The sequence below is a fragment of the Bacillus cereus group sp. MYBK195-1 genome, from assembly GCF_051916605.1.
Lineage (GTDB): Bacteria > Bacillota > Bacilli > Bacillales > Bacillaceae_G > Bacillus_A > Bacillus_A cereus.
Map to the genome: position 1 here is coordinate 84,606 of NZ_JBQAGZ010000005.1, position 22,895 is coordinate 107,500.

Sequence of the window (22,895 nt, forward strand, 5' to 3'; positions counted from 1 at the left end):
ACTATGTTACAAAAATTCGGTTTCTCACAATATGAAAGCCAAGCTTACGAAGTTGTCGTATCAAGCAATGAACCATTAGATGCTACAACGATTGTGAAGCATTCAGGTGTTCCAAAAGCAAAAATATATGAAGTGCTAGCACGCCTAATCGATAAAGGAATGGTAATGGATTCTGTTTCAGAAAAGAAAAAACTGTATACAGCATTACCACTAAAGCTAGCAATTGAAAAATTAACGACAGAATTCCAATCAAATATTAAAGAACTGGAAACAAATATATCAAAAAAATCATTTACAGATGACCGTGTGTGGAGCTTAAAGATGCAATCTTCTATTCGAGTTCAAAGTAAAGAACTCATTGAAAGTGCAAAAGAATCAATCCGTATTTCAGCTTGGAATGATACTCTTTTAGAATATCTTCCTTTACTAGAACAAAAAGCAAAACAAGGTGTTCAAATTGAATCCCTTATTGTTGGAGAAGTAGAAACAGACTTAGAAAACATGCATTTTCTAATCCCAGCTGAAGAACCTAATGCATTAGAGCGCTACTTGCTACTCATCGTTGACGATCGTGAAATTTTATTTGCTGGCGTAGAACAAGAGTCATGGCAAGCGATGAAAACAATGTCACAACCTTTCGTAAAGTTCTTTACAGAATTTTTCTATCATGACGTTGCACTTGCAAAGATTACCCAGAAACACCATGACCTCTTTATGGAAGATGAGGAAATTAAGAGTTTGTTAATGAAATTAAGATACTAATTAAATAATAAAAAGGAGTCTAGTTTTTCACTTAGACTCCTTTTCGTTTTGTTCCTTTATCTCCATCAACAGCTCAATGATTTTCTCATTTTGCTCTACCTGTTTCTCTGAATTTTTATAGATGAAACGAACCCATCTAAGTGCAAGAATAATAAGAAACAAAGGGAGCATTGAAATTAGAAGACCAATAATTGAAAAATTCGTATACATATACATCACCTCGCTACATATAAATTCTCCACCTTTCTACTAAAACCTGCAATTTTTTACAAATAAAAAAAGAACCTATCAAACGATAGATTCTTCTTTCACGAACTGAGTAGAGCGTCCTCTCGTAATCGAGAAAATCGCGCAAAGCAGTGCTAATACAATAAAGCCACCGCCTACCCAAGCATTATATATAACAGATGATTTTTCGATAACAACTCCGCCTACTGTTGAACCAAGTGCAATTCCTAAGTGAAGGGCAGAGTTATTTAAACTTTGCTGAATACCAGCTGATTCTGGTGCAATTTCAATTAAATAGTTTTGTTGCGCTGGTGAAATCGCCCAGCTCAGCATACTCCAAAGTCCCATCATAATGATGAAGAGCGGGAATGAGAATGTCATTAATGGCAGTATGAATATTGCACACGCAAATACGATAATGATGGAAATAATACTTTTTTTCGATCCCCATTTATCAGCAAGCCAGCCACCAAAGCCGCCACCAATTACTGCTGCGATTCCGAAAATAAAGTAAAACACACTAATCCAGTTTGCTTCAACATGCATGACATCTTTTAAAAACGGTGTTAAATATGCATACAATGTTAAATGCCCTGTTAAAAACAAAAATGATGTTAACTGTGCACTTACAATTTTTTTATCTTTTAAAGTAGCAAGTTGTTCTTTTATTGATAATACCGATGTCGGTGGTACTTTCGTTAAGAATAATGAAATACAAGCAATTGCCATAACTGTTAATACCGAAATTAATACAAATGGTGCACGCCATCCGTATGCATTTCCGAGTACAAGACCAAGCGGTACTCCAAGCACAAGTGATCCACTAATTCCCATAAAAATGATTCCAATTGCACGCGCACGAAAATGCGGTTCTACTACACTAGAAGCAAGTGTTACCGATAGTGCAATAATTAATGAACCACTCGCCGCACAAATAACCCTTGAGAACATCAGCATTCCGTAATTCACACTAAATGCCGAAATAATATTTCCGATTAAGAAAATCGATAATGCTCCAACATACAATGTTTTTCTTTCAAACTTCCCTGTCAAAGCTAATAAAACTGGACCTGACAAAGCAAATACTACCGAAAATATTGTTATAAGCTGACCAGCTGCACTAATAGATACTCCTAAATCATTGGCAACTAAATCGAGCGTTCCTCCTATAATTAGCTCAACCGTTCCGACTACAAAAGCCGCGATAGCTAAAATATAAACACGAAAATTCAAGTCTTTCCCCACGCTTTCCGTTTTGGTTACTACGACTATAGTAACCAAAACAGAAAATAGACGCAAGTACAATTTTTTTACAGTAAAAAAGGTAGGCGTATAATACGCCTACCTTTTCATCATTCTGTTTCTTTCTTCTTATTTAAACACCAATACACCGGAAGTCCCGTAAATACAATTCCAATCGATAAGAAACAACTTACTGGATCGTTAATAATCGCACTACCAATTACAAAGAACGAACCTAAAATCGCTACGATTGGTACGATTGGGAATAACGGTACACTATATGCACGCTCTTTATTCTTATTACGTTTTCTTAAAATGAAGACACCAATAAACGTCATTACATAGAAAATATAAATAATGAATACGGAAATCTCAGACAGCTTATTTGGATCACTAATAATCATTAAAATAATTCCTAAAATGATTTCAACAGTAATCGCATTTGCTGGTGTTTTAAATCTCGGACTTTCCTTTGCAATAAACTTAGAAAATGGAAGTTGTCCACGCTCTGCCATAGACATTGGGATACGTGGGAACGTTAAAATCTTTCCATTTAAACAGCCGAAAATAGAAACGATAATACCGATACTAATAATTTTTCCGCCATATTCTCCAAGTAACATGCCTGCAGCTGTCGCTGTTGCATTTTCTCCAAGGTCTACAATTTTCGCTGCTGGTAATACATTTAATAATGCCAAGTTAATTAATACGTAAGCAGCCGTTACGATTAAAATCCCTACTGTCATTGCTTTCGGTAATAACTTTGTTGGATTCTTCATTTCTCCACCAATCGAAGCAAGTAAAATCCAGCCGTCATAAGCAAATAACGTTGCTAAAATTGCCATACCGATACTTTGATTTTCCGATATCGGCACAACTACGTTAAAAATATCGCTATTCCCTTTCCAGAAACCTAGCACAACAATTAACACAATCGGAATCATCTTCCCAATTGTCGTGATTGTTTGAACGATACCTCCGTATTTTGTTCCCATACTATTTACAACGCCAAGGAACACAACCGTTCCAATTGCGATTGGTAAATTCCACACTTTATCTAAATAGAAAAAATTAATCATTAAAGAACTAAAGTATAAACCTAATGTTCCGATAATAGCAGGTCCATAAACAATTGTTTGCATCCAACCTGATAAATATCCCAAAAAACTTCCGTAAATCTCCTCTAAATACGTATACAACCCACCATTTTTCGGGATTTGCGCTCCAATTTCAGCAACTGTTAAACCACTTGCTAGCGTCAACAGACCACCAATTACCCAAGCAAGAATGGCCATATTAGAACTCCCCGAGTAATCTAATACGCTCCCTGGTTTCATAAACACACCAGATCCAATAATCGTTCCTACTACGATAGAAAGTGCTACTGTTAAACCAATTTTGTTCTTCTCATCATGATGCATGCTGCGTATCCTCCTTCCAATCCTAGTGTGATGCAAAAATGAAATAAAAAAACACTCCTCCCTAAAAAAGGGACGAGTGTTGTATTCGTGGTTCCACCCTTGTTTCAATTCGTAAAGTAACACACTTCACCAATTTCTCAAGTCTAAATAACGGTTTTTGCCGGCAAGCAATTACTAGATGCTCGTTCACTGCTGCAGTTCAGAGGTGGTAATCCATTTTTCCGTATTAGGAAGCTCGCAGCCAAAGGCTTCCCTCTCTGGAAATCGTAAAAAATTGATCGTGTCCTCATCATCACTTCTTGATGTCGAATTTTGTAGTTATTGTTCATTATATTGAATTGTTAGAAAAAATCAATATGTTTTTTATATAACATAGGAAATATTTATCTTCTTATATTATAACAGAAGATACAAAACTTCTCTATTTCCCTAAAAATGGTATAATCCATTTAGGAGGTGCACCAATAATGATTGCTGTCTTTTGTATCATCGCTACGTTTCTCTCTGTTCTATTCTCTATCATGCATCGGCACAAGTATCCTGGTTATAGCATTTTAGCGGTAGCTATTATACCAGCTGTTTCCTTCTACGTATTGGGTAAATATCAATATACGGAAGTGTTTATCGGTTTTGCAATCTTCTACTGCGTCTTCGGATACATACTAACAATGAAAAAAATTTTATTAAATCATTAAAAGGGACCGATTTCTGCTAACAGAAATCGGTCCTCTCACGTATCTTTCGGTTGCCCACACGAAAGATACGACTTCATTCAATTATTTCTCATCTTTTTTCATAAAAAACTTATGGTGCGGTAAATCAACATTCAATGCCTCTAATTGTTTCTTTTCATTGTCTAAAATCGCTTTTGCTTTTGTTTTTGTTGCCTCATCTAATCCTGCAAATATATCTTCATGCTTCTCTTTCTCTGGAAGTTTCACACCTAATTTTGTTAATTCTTCTTTTGCTTGCTCATGCGTTAATTTTCCAGATTTCTTTTGCTCTAAAATTGACTTTGCTTTTTCTTTTGCTTGTTCATCTAAGTTAGCAAACATGTCTCCATGTTTACCTTTCTCCGGCATTTTCACGCCTAGCTTTGTTAATTCCTCTTTTGCTTGCTCATGCGTTAATTTTCCAGATTTCTTTTGCTCTAAAATCGACTTCGCTTTCTCTTTCGCCTGTTCATCTAAGTTAGCAAACATGTCTCCACGCTTACCTTTCTCCGGCATTTTTACGCCTAACTTTGTTAATTCCTCTTTTGCTTGTTCTCGTGTTAATTTTCCAGACTTTTCTTGCTCTAAAATCGACTTCGCTTTTTCTTTCGCCTGTTCATCTAATCCCGCAAACATTTCTTTACGTTTTTCTTTTTCTGGAAGCTTTACACCTAGCTCCTGTAACTGTTTCTTTGTATCGTCCATAATCGTTTTTACTTTTTGTTTTGTAGCGGCATCTAAATCTTTTTTCGCTGTTTTTGTCGCTTGCTCAGCTGTTGGAGTATTTGTTGCCGCGAATGCCGGAACACCGACTCCTCCAATGATTCCGAATGATAAAGCACCTGCAATCGCTAAATAACCAACTGTTTTCTTCTTCATAGGAAATTTCCTCCTTCATATTTCTAAAGCATGTACACTTTCGTATACAACGCCAATAGTAATATTGGTTTCTTAAAATTTCCTTAACGATTCAAATAAAAAACACCGCTCGTAATGAGCGGTGTTTCTCTATGCTTTTTGTAATTGTAACTCTTCACGTTCCATTATTTTTCTTAATACAATTGTTTGTGTCATTGTAAATAAGTTACCTGTTATCCAGTACAACACAAGTCCTGATGGCGCCGCAAACCCCATAAATAGAATCATTGCTGGCATCATAATTTGCTGCATCTTTAGCATCTGTACTTGTTCTCCAGGTGTAATATTCGATTGGAAAACTTTCATCTGAATAAATGTCGTTAACGCTGCAATAATCGGTAATATATGATATGGATCTGCATGTCCTAGGTTCACCCATAAAAACGAAGATGTGCGAATCTCTTCCGTTCTGCTAATCGCATAATACAAAGCAGAGAAAATCGGCATTTGTATAAAAATTGGCCAGCAACCAGCAAGTGGATTCCAACCGCCTGATTTCATTAGTTCTGACATTTCTTTTTGATACTGCTTTTGTTTTTCAAGGTCTTTGCTTACATCACCGTATTTTTTCTTTAGCTTCTGCAATTCAGGTTGCATTTTCTTCATTTTCGCTTGGCTGCGATATTGCGAAACAGCTAATGGAATCATGGCTGAACGAATAACGAGCGTCATAATAATGATAGCAACCCCGAAGCTAGCTCCCGGTATATGATGAGCAACAAATTGAATCATATACGAGATTGGATATACGAAATAATGGTTCCATATTCCCGTACTATGTGAATCAATTGTGCCTGCATTACTGCAGCCAGATAAAACAAAAACAAGTACTACTGATAAACTAATGAGCGCAGCTCGGTATGATTTTAACATGTTCATTCCTCCAATGTTTCGTAATTATTTAGCGAAACATTGGTGTATACGGACCAACCTCATCATTCTCTTCACTTGATTCTTGTCTGCGTACGGAACGAATCATTCCATATTTATAAAAAATTGAAAATAGCGGTACATTTCCCGCACTATCTTCACATGTATCAACTAACGCAAAAGCTCTTTGTCTACCGCTTGATGCTTGTTGACGCACAAAGCGAGAAACATTAGTAAGGAAGAAAACTTCTAATAAACAAAGTGCTGTCGTTACAAACGATATATATAGAATTGCATCCTGCAATAAAAATTCCATCGCTTCACATCCTTAATAAGGTCATTTTAGCACATCGGGCAAATATTCTCTATTTCCTTTTATTTTCAAAAAAAGTATTTTGCATATTTTCTCAAGAAAACAATAATTAAGAAACGTTGTATTCGCTTTCTTTAGCATATTCACACACATCAATGAATAGGCTTGATTTATTAGAAATTTATAAAATTTTTGCATTATAATAAAACTATTGCCAGTTTTTGAAAAAACCTTTATTCTCTTCTTGTAATCAAAAATGAATATGGAGATGAAACATACTATGGGTCAACTAGGAGACGCCGATTACGTTCCCGACACCGCCTTTTTATCCTTCCCAGCAGCTAAAACATTTCACTTAGAATTTATGATACAGTTGGTTGTTATTTTTATAGCTTCTATTTTGTATGCAATTTCTATGAATATGTTTTTTATCCCGCATAATATGATTAGCGGTGGATTCGCTGGTGTAGGGATGATTATCGGTTATTTAATGCACTACAATATCGGTGCACTTATCTTTTTACTAAACATTCCTCTTCTTATTTTAAGTCACTTTTACTTAGGAAAGAAGACAACCTTTTTAACAGCGTACTTTGTAGCTGTATCATCGTTAGCGATGAACATTATCCCGGTACACCAAGTTTCAGACGATATTTTACTTTCTTCTGTATTCGGTGGTGTTATCTGCGGAGCAGCTTCAGGAATTATATTCCGATTTGCTTCTTCAACAGGTGGTTTTGATGTTGTTGGATTGATTGTAGCGAAATACCGAGATGTTTCAATTGGAGCAATCATATTTGTATTCAACTTAATCTTACTTGTAGCAGCAGGTTTTATTTTCGGATGGGATATTACACTTTATACGTTAATTAGTCGATTTGTAGTCAGCAAAGTTATCGACGCTGTGCATACGAAACATATTAAATTAACGATAATGACTATTACAGAAAAAGGCGAGGAAATAAAAAGCGCACTACTACATCACGGCATACGCGGGGTGACAATGGTAGACGCTGTCGGCGGCTATACAAACCATAAGAAAAAAATGATTTACACTGTCGTGACTCGCTATGAGTTAGGCGAAATGAAACGTATTATCCGTCAAGTGGATAACAAAGCATTTATGAACATTACTGAAACAGTTGAAATTGTCGGCCGTTTCAAACGCATATAAAACCGGTTAATAAATTAAAGGGCATAACATATTATATATGACTAATATGTTATGCCCTTTGTTATTCAACTAACGTACCTTTTAGCATAATAAAATCACTAAGTTTATTACTACAAATCGGAGGATAGCATTCCATATACAATACTATCTGTCCATTCCTCTTTATTCCAAAAATCTTGTATGAAATGGGCTTCCTTTCTCATGCCTATTCGTTCACACAATTTTTGTGAAGCTGTATTACGTGCATCAAGATTAGCCTGTATACGATGTACATTACATTCATTAAATAATTTCAATACCAAACTACTTACTGCTTCTGTTGCCAAACCTCTCCCAGCTACTTCATTTGCAAAACTATAACCAATCTCAACAGTGTCTTTCATATTTGTGTACCATACTGATAAATCACCAACTACTTTAGTTTTGTATATAACTGCCAAACTTAATATTGTTTCTTTAGTAAGTACATTATTTGCTAGCTTCTTATTAAATCTTTTCTGCATGTCTTCATGAGTCCACTTATTATGTAATAGGAACTTACATGTATCATCACTATTATAAATAGCAAATACATCCTGTAAATCAGTACTCTTAAAAGGTCTAATTATTAATCTTTCTGTTGTGAACTCCAAGTTAGCTCTCCTCCCTTACATTCATGCTATAAAACATTTTTTATAGTATTTAAGCCTCATTCTTAGATCTCACCTTGATTACATATTTCATCATAATAAATTAAAATCCTTCTTCCACTAAACTGCACCGTTAATTGTATTTCCTTACGCTTTTTATTTTTTACACTTATTACAAAATCAGATAATTCTATTATTATGTCCCTAAATGTGTTATAATGAAAGCAGACTCACAAAAAAAGAGTATATAGACTTGGAAGTTTCTCTTATTTTACAAGCAAAAAGAAACGAGCAGTCGGGTATATTTCAGACACCATACACGTAACGGTTTAAATAACCGATCATCTTAGTTACTCTTCAATGATCTTTTTATAAAAAGATACGTACAATTAAAACTCACTTCAATATACTATACCTACCTTTTTGACTTCCAAATCATCTTATTACATAGGGAGATGAACATATGAATCAATATATACGATATACAATAGCTGTCCTGTTTGCTATTATCGGCGGAGCAATCTGCTTCTGGACAAACACTCAGCTTGGAGAGAATATCATCTTTAACGGAATCGAAACACTTGTAAGCGCTTCAATTCTAGGCGGATACATTTACTTCCTCTTCAATCCAGAAGAAAATGCTCAAAAAACAATGTTATTAACAATGATTGGAATCGTTGGTGGATGTATTTCCTACTCAATGACAAACTATACATTACCACTTCAATTAAGCTCAGCTTTCTTCCACGGTCTATGGACTTGGTTCATTGCATTCTGCCTAGCAGACGTATTCAACCTATTACAAGACACTGAAGAAGATAGCGGTCGTCAAATTGAAAGTAACTCTTAAGCTGGAAGATACTCTTCCAGCTTTTTATATTGTTTTGCATATCCCCGCATCACGATAAAAAGAAGTTACCCTCACGGCAACTTCTTTTCCACATCCCCCACTTCGTATTCACTAAAATATATCAACGATTTTTCAAATATATCGATCATTTCTCCACTTATATCAACGATTTTTTCATTATATCGACGGTTCAACACAAGATATCGATTTAACGACAACCTTCGACACTCGAAACGCACCACATACCCTATCCCCCAAGCAACTTACTGCCGAACTCTACGATTAAAAAGATAATTAATAGGATCGCGAGTATCTTTAATGCTACATATGCCACTTTAAAAACAACATAAATGAGCAAGACTATCAAAATAATTGATAAAATTTCCATATTTACTTCCTCCAAGTTTTGCTCTTCTTATCTCATTTTACTCGCCCCGGGCTATTTATGGAACGGCATAAGATGACATATAAAAAAGAGGATACCTCACCCATCGTAAGATACCCTCACCTTCAACTGCTCAAACCATTCTCTTTCTAATTGTAAATATCCCATCTCACTCTTCTCGGCACTCTTTAATTCTTTATCAGCTTTCTTCATATAAGTACAGGACGCTTCCATATCGCCCTCTAAATATTTAATAATTCCTTGTGTACGGTAATATCCACTTAGGTCCATTTTTGTAATAGCCTTTGCATGTTCCGTTGCTTCTTGCAAAGAAAGACTATCCATCTGATAAAGGGCTTTATATAAAAGATACCAACTATGAAAACTACTAACGAAAAACTTATTTTCTTTCGTTACAGGTAGTTGAACAATTCGTTCTATATACGGTATCGCTCTTTCCATTCCCTCTTGATCTGCACGAGCAAAAAAGACAAGCATAAGTCTACTCATTATCTCTCTTATCCCTTTATTCTCTTTTATTTTCTCCTCACTCAATTCTACTAATCTTTCATCCCAATCTTTCGGTCTTTTATAACTAAATAACTCACTCGATATTTGAATCTCATATAAATGATTTCTAGCTCTTTCATCATCTTTAATTAAAATAAGAAATTGCATCCCATCACTCATAAGCGTTCCTTTTATCGGCACAATTGTAACCGCAAAGATTGCAAAATGGAAAAAGGAAAAATATAAAAGATATTGATAATAACTCACCATGTATATGTAACCGGAAGTAATACCAAACAGTAAACTCGTAATTGGTCCACCTAAAGTGAGCCACGCCCATTTTTTCGAAAGATTCGGTGTCTCTATAGAAGTTGGTACTAGTGTTGCAACGCCTCCAAAGTAAGCCCATAATTTATTTTCTCGAATGCGTAATTTTCCCTTTTCTTTTTGAATAGTAATGGGTCCTACTGTCATAAATTTAAATGTTAAACCACCTATTACACCAAATACTACATGTCCTAGCTCATGAATGGCTAACACTAATAATGAAATTCCAACTATTGCCCATAGGTTCAAAATTACTTCTAATTTCCCAGTTCGGATTACTCCGTATAAAATGGACAGAATTAGCGCCACTGTCATTGAGCCAGCTGGCCTTCTTAAAATATCCACCTTTTTCTCCCCTTAATAAATCATTTTCCTCTGCATTTCGTACATGAACTTCCCAAGATGCAATATCCAAATAAATGAGATTAAGCCAATTAATACAAAATCGATATTACTAGCAGCTGTATATATAACGGCAGCCCACCATACATATGCCAATATTGTATTCGTAAATTCATATGCTTTATATCCAGCCTCATGCACAATGTGCTTTAATCCTTCATCTGCATTTTTCGTCCACATTTTCATAGATTCCATATACGTTACACCTTGTTCAGGATATAGCTTATTATAACGATTTTTTGTTATGAGTCCGATAATTACTACTGTAGTTAAACAAGCAATAGAAGCTACTAAATTCCACACCGCAAATGAAACATCTGTATCCTGCAACAGTGCACGTCTACATGTAATAACTGCATATACAAACCATGCCTGCGTAACTATATCACCTACACGTAAATATATACTTATAATGCCTAATTTTCTGCCTTGTACGCTCTCTTCTTCATCGCGTGCCTCTGCTAACATACGTGTATTCTTCCAAGTATAGTACATCATTAAAATTCCAAAAATAGTACATATACCTATAAATGTATTGGATGATAATTTTCTCGGTTCATCCGAGAGTAAATTTAAAGCTATATAAGACGTTAAAAATCCTCCTATCATACTTAATGCTATTTTCCCCACAGAATCAAATTGTTTTTTTCGCTTACTCTTCATCGTCCTCTTCCCCCTCTACTAACGTAAATATTTCCTCCACCGGTACATTGAAAATTTGTGCGATTTTTAACGACAATACGATAGATGGTGCATAATCCCCACGCTCAATTAAACTAATCGTTTGCCGTGATGATCCAATCGCTTTCCCTAAATCCCCTTGTGATAAACGATGCTTTGCTCGCAATTCCCTCACTCGATTTTGAAGCTTCATGTCTTCCCTCTTTTTCATTTATTTAATTAAAATTGTAAATAATATCCTTATATTTGTCAATTATAATTGTCATTACGACTATAATAATTGACAAAATACTTATTTCTTATCCTGTATCAAATTCCTATAAAGAATGTAAAATGTGCATTAAACATAGTCTTAAAAATAAAATAAAAAAGGCAGTGCTTTTGCACTACCTTCCTAAATTCTGACATAGAATGGATTTCATATTAACTTGCGTTTTGTAGTAATACTCGTTTTAACTGCTTACGGAAACGAATACCCAACGTAACCGCTACAATCACAATAACTCCAAAAATGATTTTACCGATATGACCTTCTAGCACTCCAAAGATATCATGTAAGTTTCCACCTAACCAGTAACCACCGATTAAGAAGAATGATACCCAAAATAGAGCGCCTGAATAAATTGTAATGGCAAAACGACGGAATGGTAAATTAATAATTCCTGCAAAGTATCCTGTGAAATGACGTACACCAGGAATAAAGAAACCAATAAAAATTAGGAAGTACCCATACTTATCAAACCACATTCTCGTTAAGTCAATTTTTCTTTGTGTTAAAAATACGTATTTCCCATACTTTTGAATGAAAGGCATACCTAATTTATTTCCTAAAAAGTATTGAATCGTCATTCCTACACTTGTCCCAATAAAGGATAGAATAATTAAAATCGGTAAACTTAAATCACCCTTATGTGCTAAAAATCCCGCATATGCTAATGTTGGCTCTCCCGGAAACGGAAGTGCAATATATTCTAACAGCAAGCCGACAAGTACAACATAATACCCGTATTGCTGAAATAATTCATGAATCCATTCCATGTCATCTCTCCTTTCAATCACGTACAAATTCTTACTATTATTGTATAAAAAAATTGTCGAAATAACTATCACAATAGCTTACATTTTTATTACATTTTTGTAAGGGTCACACTAATGATTTTCGTTCTTTATTAAATAGTAAAAATTATTTTCCAAGTCGAAATAGCGAAAAGACGCATTAATAACATGCAGATTTTATCCATTTTTTAGCACTAAAAAAGCTCTCTTATTTTGTTCTCAATAAAAAACCATCACAAACTCATGCTAACTTCATATTAGCTTCATATACGTATTGTAAGATTATATCGGAATTTGTTGAAAAATTTAACCAATATATGACTAAGCATTAATTTGAATAAATATAAGTCGTTTTTCGAAATTGAAAAAAGGGTGAATACGAAATGGAAGCATATAAAATGCACGATTTTATTAATACAAATGTTGAATCTCATCAAAATGAAACCGTTTTTAATTTACAAATATGTGAAACAAGTGAATTTGACGTAAGTTTAACAAAATCTACAACACTATCTTTTATCGTTTCAAAAAAGAATATTAAAATTGTCACGAAAAAATGGATTAATTCAAATCAAGAAAGCATGATTGGCAAAAGCTACATCATTCCAACAAAAGCTTTTCACTATTTCTTACCAATCATTTCTGAAAATGAAGATGAGCTAAATATTCAAGTTCAAAGTTTTGGACTACGTGGTGAGCTTTTATTAAATGAAAGATTACTTATTGATAACAACAAACACAACAGCAAAATCACTACATTCTTTGAAACATTAGATGAAAATGTAAATAAAGCATTACGAGGATTACAACTTCATTGTATGTAAGACTATTACGATAGTAAAAGGAGAATAACAATGAAAAAATTATTATTAAGCGCACTATTATCATTAGGATTTTTAACTCTTCCATTCGCTAGTGCAGAGGCAGCTACAACGAAAGATCAATTAATCGTAGACACTCAGTTAAATAAAATGGATTATTATCAGGATGGAAAATTTATAAAAAGTTTTACTGTCGCTACTGGAAAAGCTGCAACACCTACACCTAAAGGCACTTTTCAAATCGTAAATAAAATTAAAAACCGCCCTTATTATACAGGCAAAATTAAAGGCGGCGATCCACGTAATCCACTTGGTGACCGTTGGCTCGGATTAAATATGGCAGGAACTTACGGAACAACTTATGCGATTCACGGAACTAACAATAATCAAGCAATCGGCAAATGGACAACACTTGGTTGTATTCGTATGTATAACAATGATATACACTGGTTATTTGAGCGCGTTCAGCAGCAAGCTACTGTCACTGTAAAATAGCCTAAAAACAAGATTTATGTGTAGCCAAGAATTTTATGTCTTGGCTTATTTTATTTATTCATTTACAGTAGCAAAACAACTGTATTTACATATATAATAGGAATAGATTTGATTAGTTAATATCTAAACATTGATAAACGTAGATATTAAAATTATACAGTTATAATGTTTTATAAATTTTATAATACATACTATAATAGAACTACTGTAATTCTGAACTATTCAGTAACACTAAACTATTCCCCTTGCTACCTTCATGATTATTTTATAGCGGGGGCTTATTATATGTATAAACAATCTGAGTCACTCGAAAAATGATGAATTCGAATATTGCAGTAAAAAGCGTTATTTAGGAGGTGTTACTATGACGCATATACTGGTGATTGAAGACAACCCAGATATACAAGAACTTATTCGTGAATTTCTAATGGCACAAAACTTTACAGTTGATGTAGTTGGTGCTGGAACAGAAGGTATTCTTCTTTTCCAAAAAAATTCATACGATCTTGTCCTCCTCGATGTAATGTTACCAGATATAGATGGCTATAGTATTTGTAAAATTATGCGAGGACAATCTGATGTACCAATCATTATGTTAACAGGCTTACATAATGAAGAAAGTGAAATTAAAGGATTTGAGTTAGGTATTGATGACTATATTACGAAACCGTTCCATTACACTGTATTTATTAAGCGTGTAGAGGCTGTATTAAGAAGGGCAGCAACGAAGGAAGCAGAAGCTGCAACTATACTACAATTCCATGAATTGATGTTAAACTCTACAGCATATGCAGCTTATGTTCATGGTAATCAAATTGAATTGACAACAAAAGAATTTGAAATTATTTATACTTTACTGCAAAATCGAGGAAAAGTATTATCAAGAAGTGATTTGTTGAATAAGGTATGGGGCTATGAACATTATGGTGATGTAAGAGTTATAGATACACATATTAAAAACTTAAGAAAAAAATTAGGAATTCCTTATATTAAAACGGTGAAAGGCATTGGCTACAAAATCGAATCGTAGCAAAGACAACATCACCAAAAATATTTTCATCAAAACCTTATTATTTTGTATTCTTTTATCACTTTGCCTTTATCAAATTATTTACTTTCTAGCTTCAAACTACGATAAAGAACGTTTTGCGAAAGAAAATGGAACGCCGACTACAGAACAGGCCGATTCAGATAAGCAAAACGACGGAAGTAAAACGAAGCAAAATAAAGCTGTGTCAGAGGGGAGCATTTCTAATTTCCAATCTTCTATTATAGATTATAAATCTCTTTCTACAGCTATCAATCACCTTTTGCAGCCTAGCCAAACTGTAAAGGCAAAAGAACATACACAAAATCTTTCGGGGAAAAATAGCACTTCTAATCCGCCTACAGAAGCAGAAAAGAAAGCCGCTAATAATGATGCCTTACATACACAAAATGCAGCAAGTAAAACAAATGATACAAATGATAATCCAAAGTTAGCAGATGCGTTGCAGCAATTAGCTCCACATATTGGCGCGACAATGCTTGCATTATCACTACTCGGATCTTTAATTTATACAAAACTAATTGCCAAACCTTTTCAATATATGAGCGATGCTTTAAAAGATATTATGAATCTTGATTTCTCAGATAAAAAGCTACTTAACAAAAATACAGATCAAACAGATTTTAATTTGCAAGTAGCTGCTTCACAAGTACCAAATATTGTGAAGAATTTACATGCAAGCAATCAAGATTTAAGAAACGAGCTCAAGAAGGAACAACAATTAGAACAATCTCGTAAAGAATTTATGTCTATGGTGTCCCATGAATTAAAAACACCAATCGCAGCCGTTATGGGACAACTAGATGGCATGATTCACGGAATTGGAGCTTATAAAGATAGAGATAAGTATTTGAAACGTTCCTACGAGATGATGCAAGACATTAACATATTAACGGAAAAAATGTCGGAATTATCCAAAATACAAAACCCTCAATTTAAACCGAATTTAGAAGTCATTTCTTTATCTAATATTATTGAGGATGTTATGAAGAAAGTAGATTACTTTGTATCTGTAAAACAATTAAATGTACAATCTAATATTAAACACGACGTACAAATTTTAGCTGATCCTAAATTTATTCAAACTGCTATTTTTAACATTATTTCAAATGCGATTCACTATACAATTGACCATCAGCACGTATATATAAAGCTTTATGAAAAACCAAATGGTTACGCATTAGAAGTATTAAATACAGGTTCACAAATTGATGAAGATAAACTTGCTCATTTATTTGAGCCTTTTTATCGCGCAAACCCTGATAAACACGGTTTAGTACAAGGTAGTGGTCTTGGATTATATATCGTGAAACAAATATTAGATAAACATCAGTTTCCTTACGGGATACAAAACACAGCTCAAGGTGTAAAATGCTCCATTGTATTCCCAAAAGCAATGTAACATTCACTATAATTACATACCCCAAACTCATACTTCATGTGTGAGTGGCGGAATTTTGTAGAGTGTCTTACTCTGTTTCGTTCGCCCGTTATCCTTATTTGGATAGCGGGCGTTTTTTATTACTTAAAAGGAGGATTTTTTTATGGAAAAGTTTAAATATTCATTGCTCGTTTTATTCGGTGCTTGCAGCTACGGCATACTTTCAACTATTTTCAAACTCGGATTCATAAATGGATTTTCAGCACATCAACTACTAGGGGGACAATATGTCTTCGGATGGATTGGACTATTTCTACTCGTTCTTTTCTTTTCACGTCATAAAGTAACAAAAAAACAATTTTTTTCATTACTAACCGTCGGAACAACAATGAGTATGACTGGGATTTTTTACGCTATTTCTGTAGAAGAACTACCCGCATCTATCGCTGTCGTCCTACTCTTTCAGTTCACTTGGATTGGTGTCATTATCGAAGCCATTGCAAATCGAACATTTCCAAGTCGCGATAAGATCATATCTATCCTTATTTTATTTGCTGGTACATTGTTTGCAGGTGGTGTATTTGAAGGCCTCGGACAAAGTTTTTCTACGAAAGGGATTATCTTTGGGCTATTAGCTGCGGTCTCTTTTTCATTCTATGTTTTTGCAAGCGGACGCGTCGCTACAGATGTTCCGCCTTATACGAAAAGCTTTCTTATGACAACAAGTGCTACTCTTATCGTATGCCTATTCTTTCCGCCAACCTTTTTAACAGACGGTGCTTTGCAAGCTGGCCTATGGAAATATGCTTTCTTCCTCGGCTTGTTCGGTGTTGTCGTACCTGTCATTTGTTTTTCAATCGGTGTACCAAAGGTTGGAACAGGGCTTAGTACGATATTAGGTGCAGCTGAATTACCAACTGCTATTATTGCTTCTATTACACTTGTACATGAAGTCGTAACGTTCATGCAGTGGATTGGAATTATTTTTATATTGGTTGGGATCTTCACTCCTCAGCTGCTTACGGCTAGGAAAGAAAGGAAACACAATCGCGTGCACAGCGCTTGAAAAAATACAGAATTTATATAAAAGATATAACTGCAATTAAAATAAGTAAATTTATCTGGAGGTATAAATGACTATTTTAAGCATCGTATTTTTTGCTATTATGTGTATCTTCTTCCTAATAAGATATATGAAAGAAAAGAAATTTTACGATTTACTTCTCGTTCCCGTTTGTATATATGCAGGAGCAGTGAAAACTCCTTTCGTAGAGTACTTAAACTTTAATACTACATTTAAAATAACGTATGATATTGCAGCTATTATTCTTGTAATCCTTGCTGTACTTTTCTTTTTGAAAGATAAGAAAGAGAACCATACTGCATAACAAAAGACCTTTCATTTACTTGAAAGGTCTTTTTCTCTATCTCATTTTACCGCTCCATACAGCTTCTCTATCTCATGCTCAATTTGTTTTACATCGATTCGCTCAAATAATGGCTGTACGCTATCAATTCTACTTGGCAACGTATTTTGCGGTTCCCAATTTCGTTTCACAATCGACAATGTGTTTCGAACTCTTTCACTTGAAAATGGTAAAAATGGCTCAAGGAGATGGGCAAAATTAGCGATAAGATACACACAGTTATAAATCGTTTCTTCACATGAAACTGGATCATCTTCTCTTTGTTTCCAAGGCTGCTTTTCATCAAAATATTTATTTGCAAAACGTACTGTATCAAATATTGTTTCTAGCGCCCCCTTAAATTTAGTTTGCTCAATCGCCTCTCCTACACGCTTATATAATCCTTCTACTTTATCTTTCAGCTCTACTTCAATACTTCCTTTCGGCACGATACCACCATAATATTTTTCGATAAACTTTAATGTCCGGTTCACAAAGTTCCCGTATGCACCTAATAATTCACTATTATGACTGTAAATAAATTCCCGCCATGAAAAATCAGTATCGCGATTTTCTGGTGCGTTGACGGTTAAAAAGTAACGAATAGAATCTGGATCATAGCGTTCTAATATGTCAGGCACCCATACTGCCCAGTTTTTACTTGTAGATAATTTTCTTTTTTCAACTGTTAAATATTCATTCGAAACGATATGACGCGGGATTGCTTCCTCCCCTATTCCAAGTAATACCGCTGGCCAAATGACGGAATGAAACGGAATATTATCCTTTCCGTGCACATAATATGTTTTCGCTTCGCTATCCCAAAACTCTTGATCATCTTTCCCTGTTTCTTCAGCCCAATGTTTACTCGCTGAATAATAGCCTGTCACTGCTTCAATCCATACGTAAATTTTCTTATCTTCATACCCTTCTACTGGAATTGGTACCCCGATTGGTAAATCTCTTGATACTGCCCTATCTTGTAACCCTTCTTTTACATATCTTTCTGTTAATTGAATTGCATTATCACGCCATGTTCCTTTTTCTTTTGCGATTTCTACAACTTTTTTAATTTTCTGCTGAAATGTATGCAACGCAAAATAGAAATGCTCTGTTTCCTGTACGGATGGTGTACTACCACATAACTTACATTTCTTTTCTAACAAATCGAGTGGATCTAAAATAGCTGAACACGCATCGCATTGATCTCCTCTTGCTGCTTCATGGCAATGTGGACATATTCCTTCTACATAACGATCCGGTAAAAACTGCGTACACGTTTCACAATACGCTTGTTCCACTGTTTTTTTATAAATATGTCCTTCTTCTAATAAACGTAAAAAAACATTTTGAACCGTTTCATGATGGTGCTCACTATCTGTACGTGTATAGCAATCATAAGTAAAACCAAGGCTACGAAAACATCGTTCAAACTCTTCATGATACTTATCAGCAATTTCTTTCGCTGTCACACCTTCTTGTTTTGCCCTAATTGCAATCGGTGTTCCATTACAATCACTCCCTGAAACATACAGCACATTCTCACCTTTTGCCCTGTAATAACGCGCTAAAATATCTCCAGGTAATAAACTCGCAATATGGCCAAGGTGTAACGAACCATTTGCATACGGCCAAGCGCCTCCAATAAAAATACTCATCTTACATTCCTCCTTTTAAATATAAAAAGCCCCGCCCCTATCTTAAAAAAGATAAGGGCGGGGCTGTATAAACAGTCGCGGTACCACCTTATTTCGCCAATTACTCACATAATTAGCCTTAACAAGTACGGAGCTATATGCTCTTATACTGTGGTTTTGATAACGAGTACCAACTCTCGTCGCCGCCTACTATTATCATTTGATAAGTTCAGGACGAAGCTCAAAGGCCATTGTTCAAATGAATATTCTTGCTTCTTCTCAGCTACCGAAGCTCTCTGGAAAGAATGTGTTCATCCTACTTTTCCTTTTCAACGCTTTTACGTATAAAAGTATTGTACGACTTAATCACAGAAAAATCAAACTTTTATTCAGAAAGAAAAGGAAATCCCATCCCCCTGCCGAATAACTATACGTTCACAAAAGGAGTGATAACATTGAACCAAAAACAACTAAGCACTATAAATGCAAAAAGCTGGAATACAGCTGCTTATGAAGCTTGGACGAATCGCCACGGGGCACCAGCTGATTATGCGAAAAAAATCATGAAAGATCCCACGCGCGAAGTAGCACATTATTTACCTTACATACAATCTCCAAAAGGAAAATGTATTATTAATTTACTCGGCTCAAAAGGAAATAAAGCTGTCGCACTCGCTCTTTTAGGAGCTGACGTAACAGTTGTTGATATTTCAGCAAGTAATGCAAAATATGCAAATGAACTTGCGGAAGCCGTAGGCGTCTCTATTCATTACATCGTTTCTGATGTACTAGATGTAAATCTCTCCAAATCATTTGATATCGTATTACTGGAACTTGGTGTACTTCATTACTTTCTAGATTTAAAACCACTTTTTACAACAATCTCTCAACTACTAAAGCCCGGTGGAATACTTATCCTTCGCGATTACCATCCAATATACACAAAGCTATTAGGAGTAGACCATCCAATATACACAAAGCTATTAGGAGTAGACCATCCATCATTTCGAGCAAGTGGAAATTATTTCGATGAAGAATTAATTGAAGATGATGTTGCTTATAGCATCCTTCTTACAGAAGCACAGAAAGAATCGCTACCTAAAACAACCATCCGTCGCTGGACGCTAGGAGAAATTATTACAACACTCGCGGAAGAACATTTTAAAATTGAAAAACTAGTTGAAGAACACGGACCTCATCAAAGATGGCTCTTCCCTTCTGCTGCACCGGAAGGAATCGAAGAACGTATCCCTGGTCTATATACAATAATTGCGACAGCATGCAAAAAAGGATCCCTTCACGGATAGGATCCTTTTTGCATGCTCACGCATATAAGTTGAGGTTGGAGATTACCATAATTCTGTAGAATAGGACACAAGATATTTCAACATTTCGTCTCTGACTTACGTCGTCAAAAAGGGGTATGACCAACATAACGAAGAGTAATGTTTCAGTTGATACTGATAATCGTTATCAACTAATTAGAAGTATACATGATGTCATTTCAAATTTCAATAGCATTTCTAATATTTATTTATGAATTTTATGATATGCAAATGTATACATTTTAAGAACTTTTTCTAATACCAATCTGACTCCTTCCATTATCTGCTATAATTTTCATTGAACAGATTAATAACTTCATAATAATGTTTTTATTAATTTTGTTTTAAATATCTATAAATCATAATAAACAGTTTAAATGAGGGTAGGGGTAACGATGAAATATGTTAGTATTCGAAAAAAACTACTGTTCACACTCTTAAGCATTTCTTCTTTATTTAGCATTGCTCTTATAGTTATTCTTTCATTCGCCATGAATCAAGCAAGTGAAATCGAAACGTTAAAAAATGATGTATCAAAAAGAGCGACGATTTTAAAAGAACGTGGCGATTGGTTCCAAGCACAAGTTGCTGGTTTACAAGAATATTTACTATCACATGATCAAAAAGGATTAGATAAGTTCAACCGAGAAGGGAAAAAATTAGCTGATACTAGAGAGAAAGTAACAAGTGACAAGAAGCTCCCAGAAGGAATGAAAGAAGCTATTTTAATGGGGGGAAAATGGCGTAGCGTCATAGATAATGAGGTACTACCTCTTGCTCGTGAAGGAAAATGGGACGAAGCATCCAAAATTGCTTTAGCACAAACAGATTATGTAAATGATCTTTTAGGTCGTTTTAATAAATATACAAATGAAGAGAATGAGAAACGTGACGCATTAATTGCTGACGTTGAGTCTTCTTCATCACTTATTCAATATATTATTTTCTTCTCACTCATTACATGTACATTAACGTCTATTTTATTAGCATGGTGGTTCTCTGGTAAACTCGTTAAACCAATTCGACAAATTGATGAGAAGTTAAAAGAATTAGCTTCTCAAGATGGAGATTTAACGGCTAGATTACACGTAACAAGTAAAGATGAAATAGGTGACATTGCAAATTCTTTTAATCAAATGCTCACTAACTTACAGCTTATAATAAAACAAGTTCAACAAACATCAACAAGTGTAAAAGAAGCTTCCGAAAATGTATTTATCGAAACGACTGCTTCTATGGAAAATACCGCAAGGACCCAAGAAACTATGAATGCTCTTGAACACAATATTCGTTCACAAGTTTCTAGCATTGAAGAAAGTTCAACTGCAATGGATGACATGGCAACAAGTGTTCAGCGTATCGCTGAGTCCGCCTCTTCTGTTACTAGTTTAGCTGTTACAACTTCAGAAAAAGCAGATGATGGGAATAAAGTCATTGAGAAATCTATTACACAAATGCACACAATTAACGAAGCTGTTAACGCTACATCACAAGTAGTTGAGCGACTCATTACACATACAAATCATATCGATACTGCACTTCAATCTATTTCGAATATCGCCGAGCAAACAAATTTACTCGCTTTAAATGCTTCTATTGAAGCAGCTCGTGCTGGTGAACATGGAAAAGGATTCGCTGTTGTTGCTGATGAAGTTCGAAAACTTGCTGAACAATCTCAACTAGCCGCAACTGACATTAACCATTTACTGCATCAAATTCAAGCCGATACTAAAATAGCAAATGACATGATGACACAAGGTCAAGCAGAAGCTTCTGAAGGAATTACTGTTATTCGTACTGCCGGATTTTCATTCTCAGAAATTGTTAACCACATTAACAAAGTCTCTACGCAAATGCAAGAAATGTCTGCAACTGCTGAAGAGATGGCTGCAAGCTCTGAAGAAATGAACGCAGCTTTAAATAATATCGCCTCTATTTCAAATGAAGTTGCTGCAGAAACATTACAAACAGCACATTCAGCTGGTGATCAAGTAAACAAAATGAGTATCGTGGCTAACAAATCATCTGAAATGAAAACAATCGTACAAGAACTTGAAGTTCTCGTCTCTCATTTCAAAACAAACGCTTAAAGTGAAAATGACACGAACTCAAAGGTATAGGAAAGAAAGTTTTACAGGTTCTCCTTTTTCACTTTAAAATATCTCTTTCTATCTCTCATTCCGTCTGCTATAATTCCTAAAGGAAATAAGAAAGCTTTATTCCAACTGGAGTAAAGCTTTCTTTCAATTTTTTACATTTATTAATTCTAATACTAAGATTTCACAAAGGAGGCTTTTAATT

The 22,895-nt window shown here is 34.8% G+C and carries 26 protein-coding genes and 2 other annotated features; of the genes, 12 read left to right on the top strand and 14 right to left on the bottom strand.

The genetic code is table 11. From position 1 onward, the window contains the following. The first annotated feature begins 3 nt into the window (after positions 1–3). On the top strand, positions 4–762 hold the full coding sequence (locus ACTFRY_RS20455) for a TrmB family transcriptional regulator (protein WP_000939479.1): 759 nt from the start codon (positions 4–6) through the stop codon (positions 760–762). Positions 763–789: 27 nt separating this feature from the next. Here ACTFRY_RS20455 and ACTFRY_RS20460 read toward each other — a convergent pair whose 3' ends face one another. The 3 genes from ACTFRY_RS20460 to ACTFRY_RS20470 all read right to left on the bottom strand — a co-directional run bounded on the left by ACTFRY_RS20460 (position 790) and on the right by ACTFRY_RS20470 (position 3,653). Continuing rightward, positions 790–972 carry a hypothetical protein gene (locus ACTFRY_RS20460; RefSeq protein ID WP_000288473.1) on the bottom strand — a complete coding sequence of 61 codons (183 nt, stop codon included), beginning with the start codon at positions 970–972 and terminating at the stop codon, positions 790–792. Between the two features lie 78 nt (positions 973–1,050). Further along, a complete protein-coding gene (locus ACTFRY_RS20465) occupies positions 1,051–2,235 on the bottom strand; it encodes an MFS transporter (RefSeq protein ID WP_002001400.1) in 1,185 nt (394 codons plus the stop codon). A gap of 107 nt (positions 2,236–2,342) precedes the next feature. After that, positions 2,343–3,653, bottom strand: coding sequence for an APC family permease (locus ACTFRY_RS20470; protein ID WP_000546303.1), 1,311 nt, complete (start codon positions 3,651–3,653; stop codon positions 2,343–2,345). A gap of 65 nt (positions 3,654–3,718) precedes the next feature. Beyond that, positions 3,719–3,955: a binding site (T-box leader), on the bottom strand. Between the two features lie 165 nt (positions 3,956–4,120). Here ACTFRY_RS20470 and ACTFRY_RS20475 point away from each other — a divergent pair. Further along, positions 4,121–4,348 (top strand): hypothetical protein, encoded by a 228-nt coding sequence (locus ACTFRY_RS20475; RefSeq protein ID WP_098617086.1) that lies wholly within the window; start codon positions 4,121–4,123, stop codon positions 4,346–4,348. Between the two features lie 81 nt (positions 4,349–4,429). Here ACTFRY_RS20475 and ACTFRY_RS20480 read toward each other — a convergent pair whose 3' ends face one another. The 3 genes from ACTFRY_RS20480 to ACTFRY_RS20490 all read right to left on the bottom strand — a co-directional run bounded on the left by ACTFRY_RS20480 (position 4,430) and on the right by ACTFRY_RS20490 (position 6,470). After that, positions 4,430–5,245 carry a hypothetical protein gene (locus ACTFRY_RS20480; protein WP_000730878.1) on the bottom strand — a complete coding sequence of 272 codons (816 nt, stop codon included), beginning with the start codon at positions 5,243–5,245 and terminating at the stop codon, positions 4,430–4,432. Positions 5,246–5,374: 129 nt separating this feature from the next. After that, the gene (locus ACTFRY_RS20485; protein ID WP_000920519.1) at positions 5,375–6,157 is read right to left on the bottom strand and encodes a membrane protein insertase YidC; all 783 of its coding nucleotides are present in this window, start codon (positions 6,155–6,157) and stop codon (positions 5,375–5,377) included. Between the two features lie 28 nt (positions 6,158–6,185). After that, the gene (locus ACTFRY_RS20490) at positions 6,186–6,470 is read right to left on the bottom strand and encodes a hypothetical protein (protein WP_000394936.1); all 285 of its coding nucleotides are present in this window, start codon (positions 6,468–6,470) and stop codon (positions 6,186–6,188) included. Positions 6,471–6,747: 277 nt separating this feature from the next. Between ACTFRY_RS20490 and ACTFRY_RS20495 the strand changes: the two genes are divergently transcribed. After that, complete coding sequence (locus ACTFRY_RS20495) at positions 6,748–7,641, top strand: YitT family protein (protein WP_000530044.1); 894 nt, start codon at positions 6,748–6,750, stop codon at positions 7,639–7,641. Positions 7,642–7,751: 110 nt separating this feature from the next. Here the strand turns inward: ACTFRY_RS20495 and ACTFRY_RS20500 are convergent, their stop codons facing one another. Continuing rightward, on the bottom strand, positions 7,752–8,273 hold the full coding sequence (locus tag ACTFRY_RS20500; protein WP_016118849.1) for a GNAT family N-acetyltransferase: 522 nt from the start codon (positions 8,271–8,273) through the stop codon (positions 7,752–7,754). 460 nt (positions 8,274–8,733) lie between these two features. Between ACTFRY_RS20500 and ACTFRY_RS20505 the strand changes: the two genes are divergently transcribed. Next, on the top strand, positions 8,734–9,120 hold the full coding sequence (locus tag ACTFRY_RS20505) for a DUF3938 domain-containing protein (RefSeq protein WP_001077763.1): 387 nt from the start codon (positions 8,734–8,736) through the stop codon (positions 9,118–9,120). A 71-nt stretch (positions 9,121–9,191) separates the two neighbouring features. On the opposite strand, the gene ACTFRY_RS20510 is transcribed toward ACTFRY_RS20505, so the two are convergent. The 6 genes from ACTFRY_RS20510 to ACTFRY_RS20535 all read right to left on the bottom strand — a co-directional run bounded on the left by ACTFRY_RS20510 (position 9,192) and on the right by ACTFRY_RS20535 (position 12,463). Next, complete coding sequence (locus ACTFRY_RS20510) at positions 9,192–9,362, bottom strand: PadR family transcriptional regulator (protein ID WP_240853309.1); 171 nt, start codon at positions 9,360–9,362, stop codon at positions 9,192–9,194. A gap of 5 nt (positions 9,363–9,367) precedes the next feature. Next, complete coding sequence (locus ACTFRY_RS20515) at positions 9,368–9,508, bottom strand: DUF3985 family protein (RefSeq protein ID WP_000404758.1); 141 nt, start codon at positions 9,506–9,508, stop codon at positions 9,368–9,370. 96 nt (positions 9,509–9,604) lie between these two features. Further along, positions 9,605–10,657, bottom strand: a complete 1,053-nt coding sequence (locus ACTFRY_RS20520; RefSeq protein WP_141541506.1) for a site-2 protease family protein — start codon at positions 10,655–10,657, stop codon at positions 9,605–9,607. Between the two features lie 42 nt (positions 10,658–10,699). Beyond that, positions 10,700–11,407: a DUF3169 family protein gene (locus ACTFRY_RS20525; RefSeq protein ID WP_000837710.1), complete on the bottom strand. Its 708-nt coding sequence runs from the start codon at positions 11,405–11,407 to the stop codon at positions 10,700–10,702. Next, positions 11,397–11,618 carry a helix-turn-helix transcriptional regulator gene (locus ACTFRY_RS20530; protein WP_000776168.1) on the bottom strand — a complete coding sequence of 74 codons (222 nt, stop codon included), beginning with the start codon at positions 11,616–11,618 and terminating at the stop codon, positions 11,397–11,399. Before ACTFRY_RS20530 ends, ACTFRY_RS20525 begins: the two co-directional genes overlap by 11 nt. Positions 11,619–11,848: 230 nt before the next feature. Beyond that, positions 11,849–12,463, bottom strand: a complete 615-nt coding sequence (locus ACTFRY_RS20535; RefSeq protein ID WP_000454754.1) for a DedA family protein — start codon at positions 12,461–12,463, stop codon at positions 11,849–11,851. 401 nt (positions 12,464–12,864) lie between these two features. On the opposite strand from ACTFRY_RS20535, the gene ACTFRY_RS20540 reads away from it, so the two are divergent. The 6 genes from ACTFRY_RS20540 to ACTFRY_RS20565 all read left to right on the top strand — a co-directional run bounded on the left by ACTFRY_RS20540 (position 12,865) and on the right by ACTFRY_RS20565 (position 17,614). Further along, the gene (locus tag ACTFRY_RS20540) at positions 12,865–13,305 is read left to right on the top strand and encodes a DUF3978 family protein (RefSeq protein WP_000388768.1); all 441 of its coding nucleotides are present in this window, start codon (positions 12,865–12,867) and stop codon (positions 13,303–13,305) included. Between the two features lie 30 nt (positions 13,306–13,335). Then, entirely contained in the window at positions 13,336–13,797 is a 462-nt protein-coding gene (locus tag ACTFRY_RS20545) for a L,D-transpeptidase (RefSeq protein ID WP_000735058.1), read from the top strand. A 364-nt stretch (positions 13,798–14,161) separates the two neighbouring features. After that, positions 14,162–14,827: a response regulator transcription factor gene (locus ACTFRY_RS20550; RefSeq protein WP_000148833.1), complete on the top strand. Its 666-nt coding sequence runs from the start codon at positions 14,162–14,164 to the stop codon at positions 14,825–14,827. After that, positions 14,805–16,247, top strand: a complete 1,443-nt coding sequence (locus tag ACTFRY_RS20555; protein ID WP_086410146.1) for a sensor histidine kinase — start codon at positions 14,805–14,807, stop codon at positions 16,245–16,247. The genes ACTFRY_RS20550 and ACTFRY_RS20555 overlap by 23 nt, the downstream gene beginning before the upstream one ends. A 142-nt stretch (positions 16,248–16,389) precedes the next feature. After that, complete coding sequence (locus ACTFRY_RS20560; protein ID WP_000410486.1) at positions 16,390–17,292, top strand: EamA family transporter; 903 nt, start codon at positions 16,390–16,392, stop codon at positions 17,290–17,292. 67 nt (positions 17,293–17,359) lie between these two features. Then, complete coding sequence (locus tag ACTFRY_RS20565) at positions 17,360–17,614, top strand: hypothetical protein (protein ID WP_000154132.1); 255 nt, start codon at positions 17,360–17,362, stop codon at positions 17,612–17,614. 41 nt (positions 17,615–17,655) lie between these two features. On the opposite strand, the gene metG is transcribed toward ACTFRY_RS20565, so the two are convergent. Next, the gene (gene metG / locus ACTFRY_RS20570; RefSeq protein ID WP_098617084.1) at positions 17,656–19,290 is read right to left on the bottom strand and encodes a methionine--tRNA ligase; all 1,635 of its coding nucleotides are present in this window, start codon (positions 19,288–19,290) and stop codon (positions 17,656–17,658) included. Positions 19,291–19,340: 50 nt separating this feature from the next. Further along, positions 19,341–19,611, bottom strand: a binding site (T-box leader). A 113-nt stretch (positions 19,612–19,724) separates the two neighbouring features. Between metG and ACTFRY_RS20575 the strand changes: the two genes are divergently transcribed. Both ACTFRY_RS20575 and ACTFRY_RS20580 read left to right on the top strand, forming a co-directional pair. Next, positions 19,725–20,576, top strand: coding sequence for a class I SAM-dependent methyltransferase (locus ACTFRY_RS20575; protein WP_098617083.1), 852 nt, complete (start codon positions 19,725–19,727; stop codon positions 20,574–20,576). A gap of 413 nt (positions 20,577–20,989) precedes the next feature. Beyond that, positions 20,990–22,684: a methyl-accepting chemotaxis protein gene (locus tag ACTFRY_RS20580; protein ID WP_016118854.1), complete on the top strand. Its 1,695-nt coding sequence runs from the start codon at positions 20,990–20,992 to the stop codon at positions 22,682–22,684. Positions 22,685–22,895: the final 211 nt, after the last annotated feature.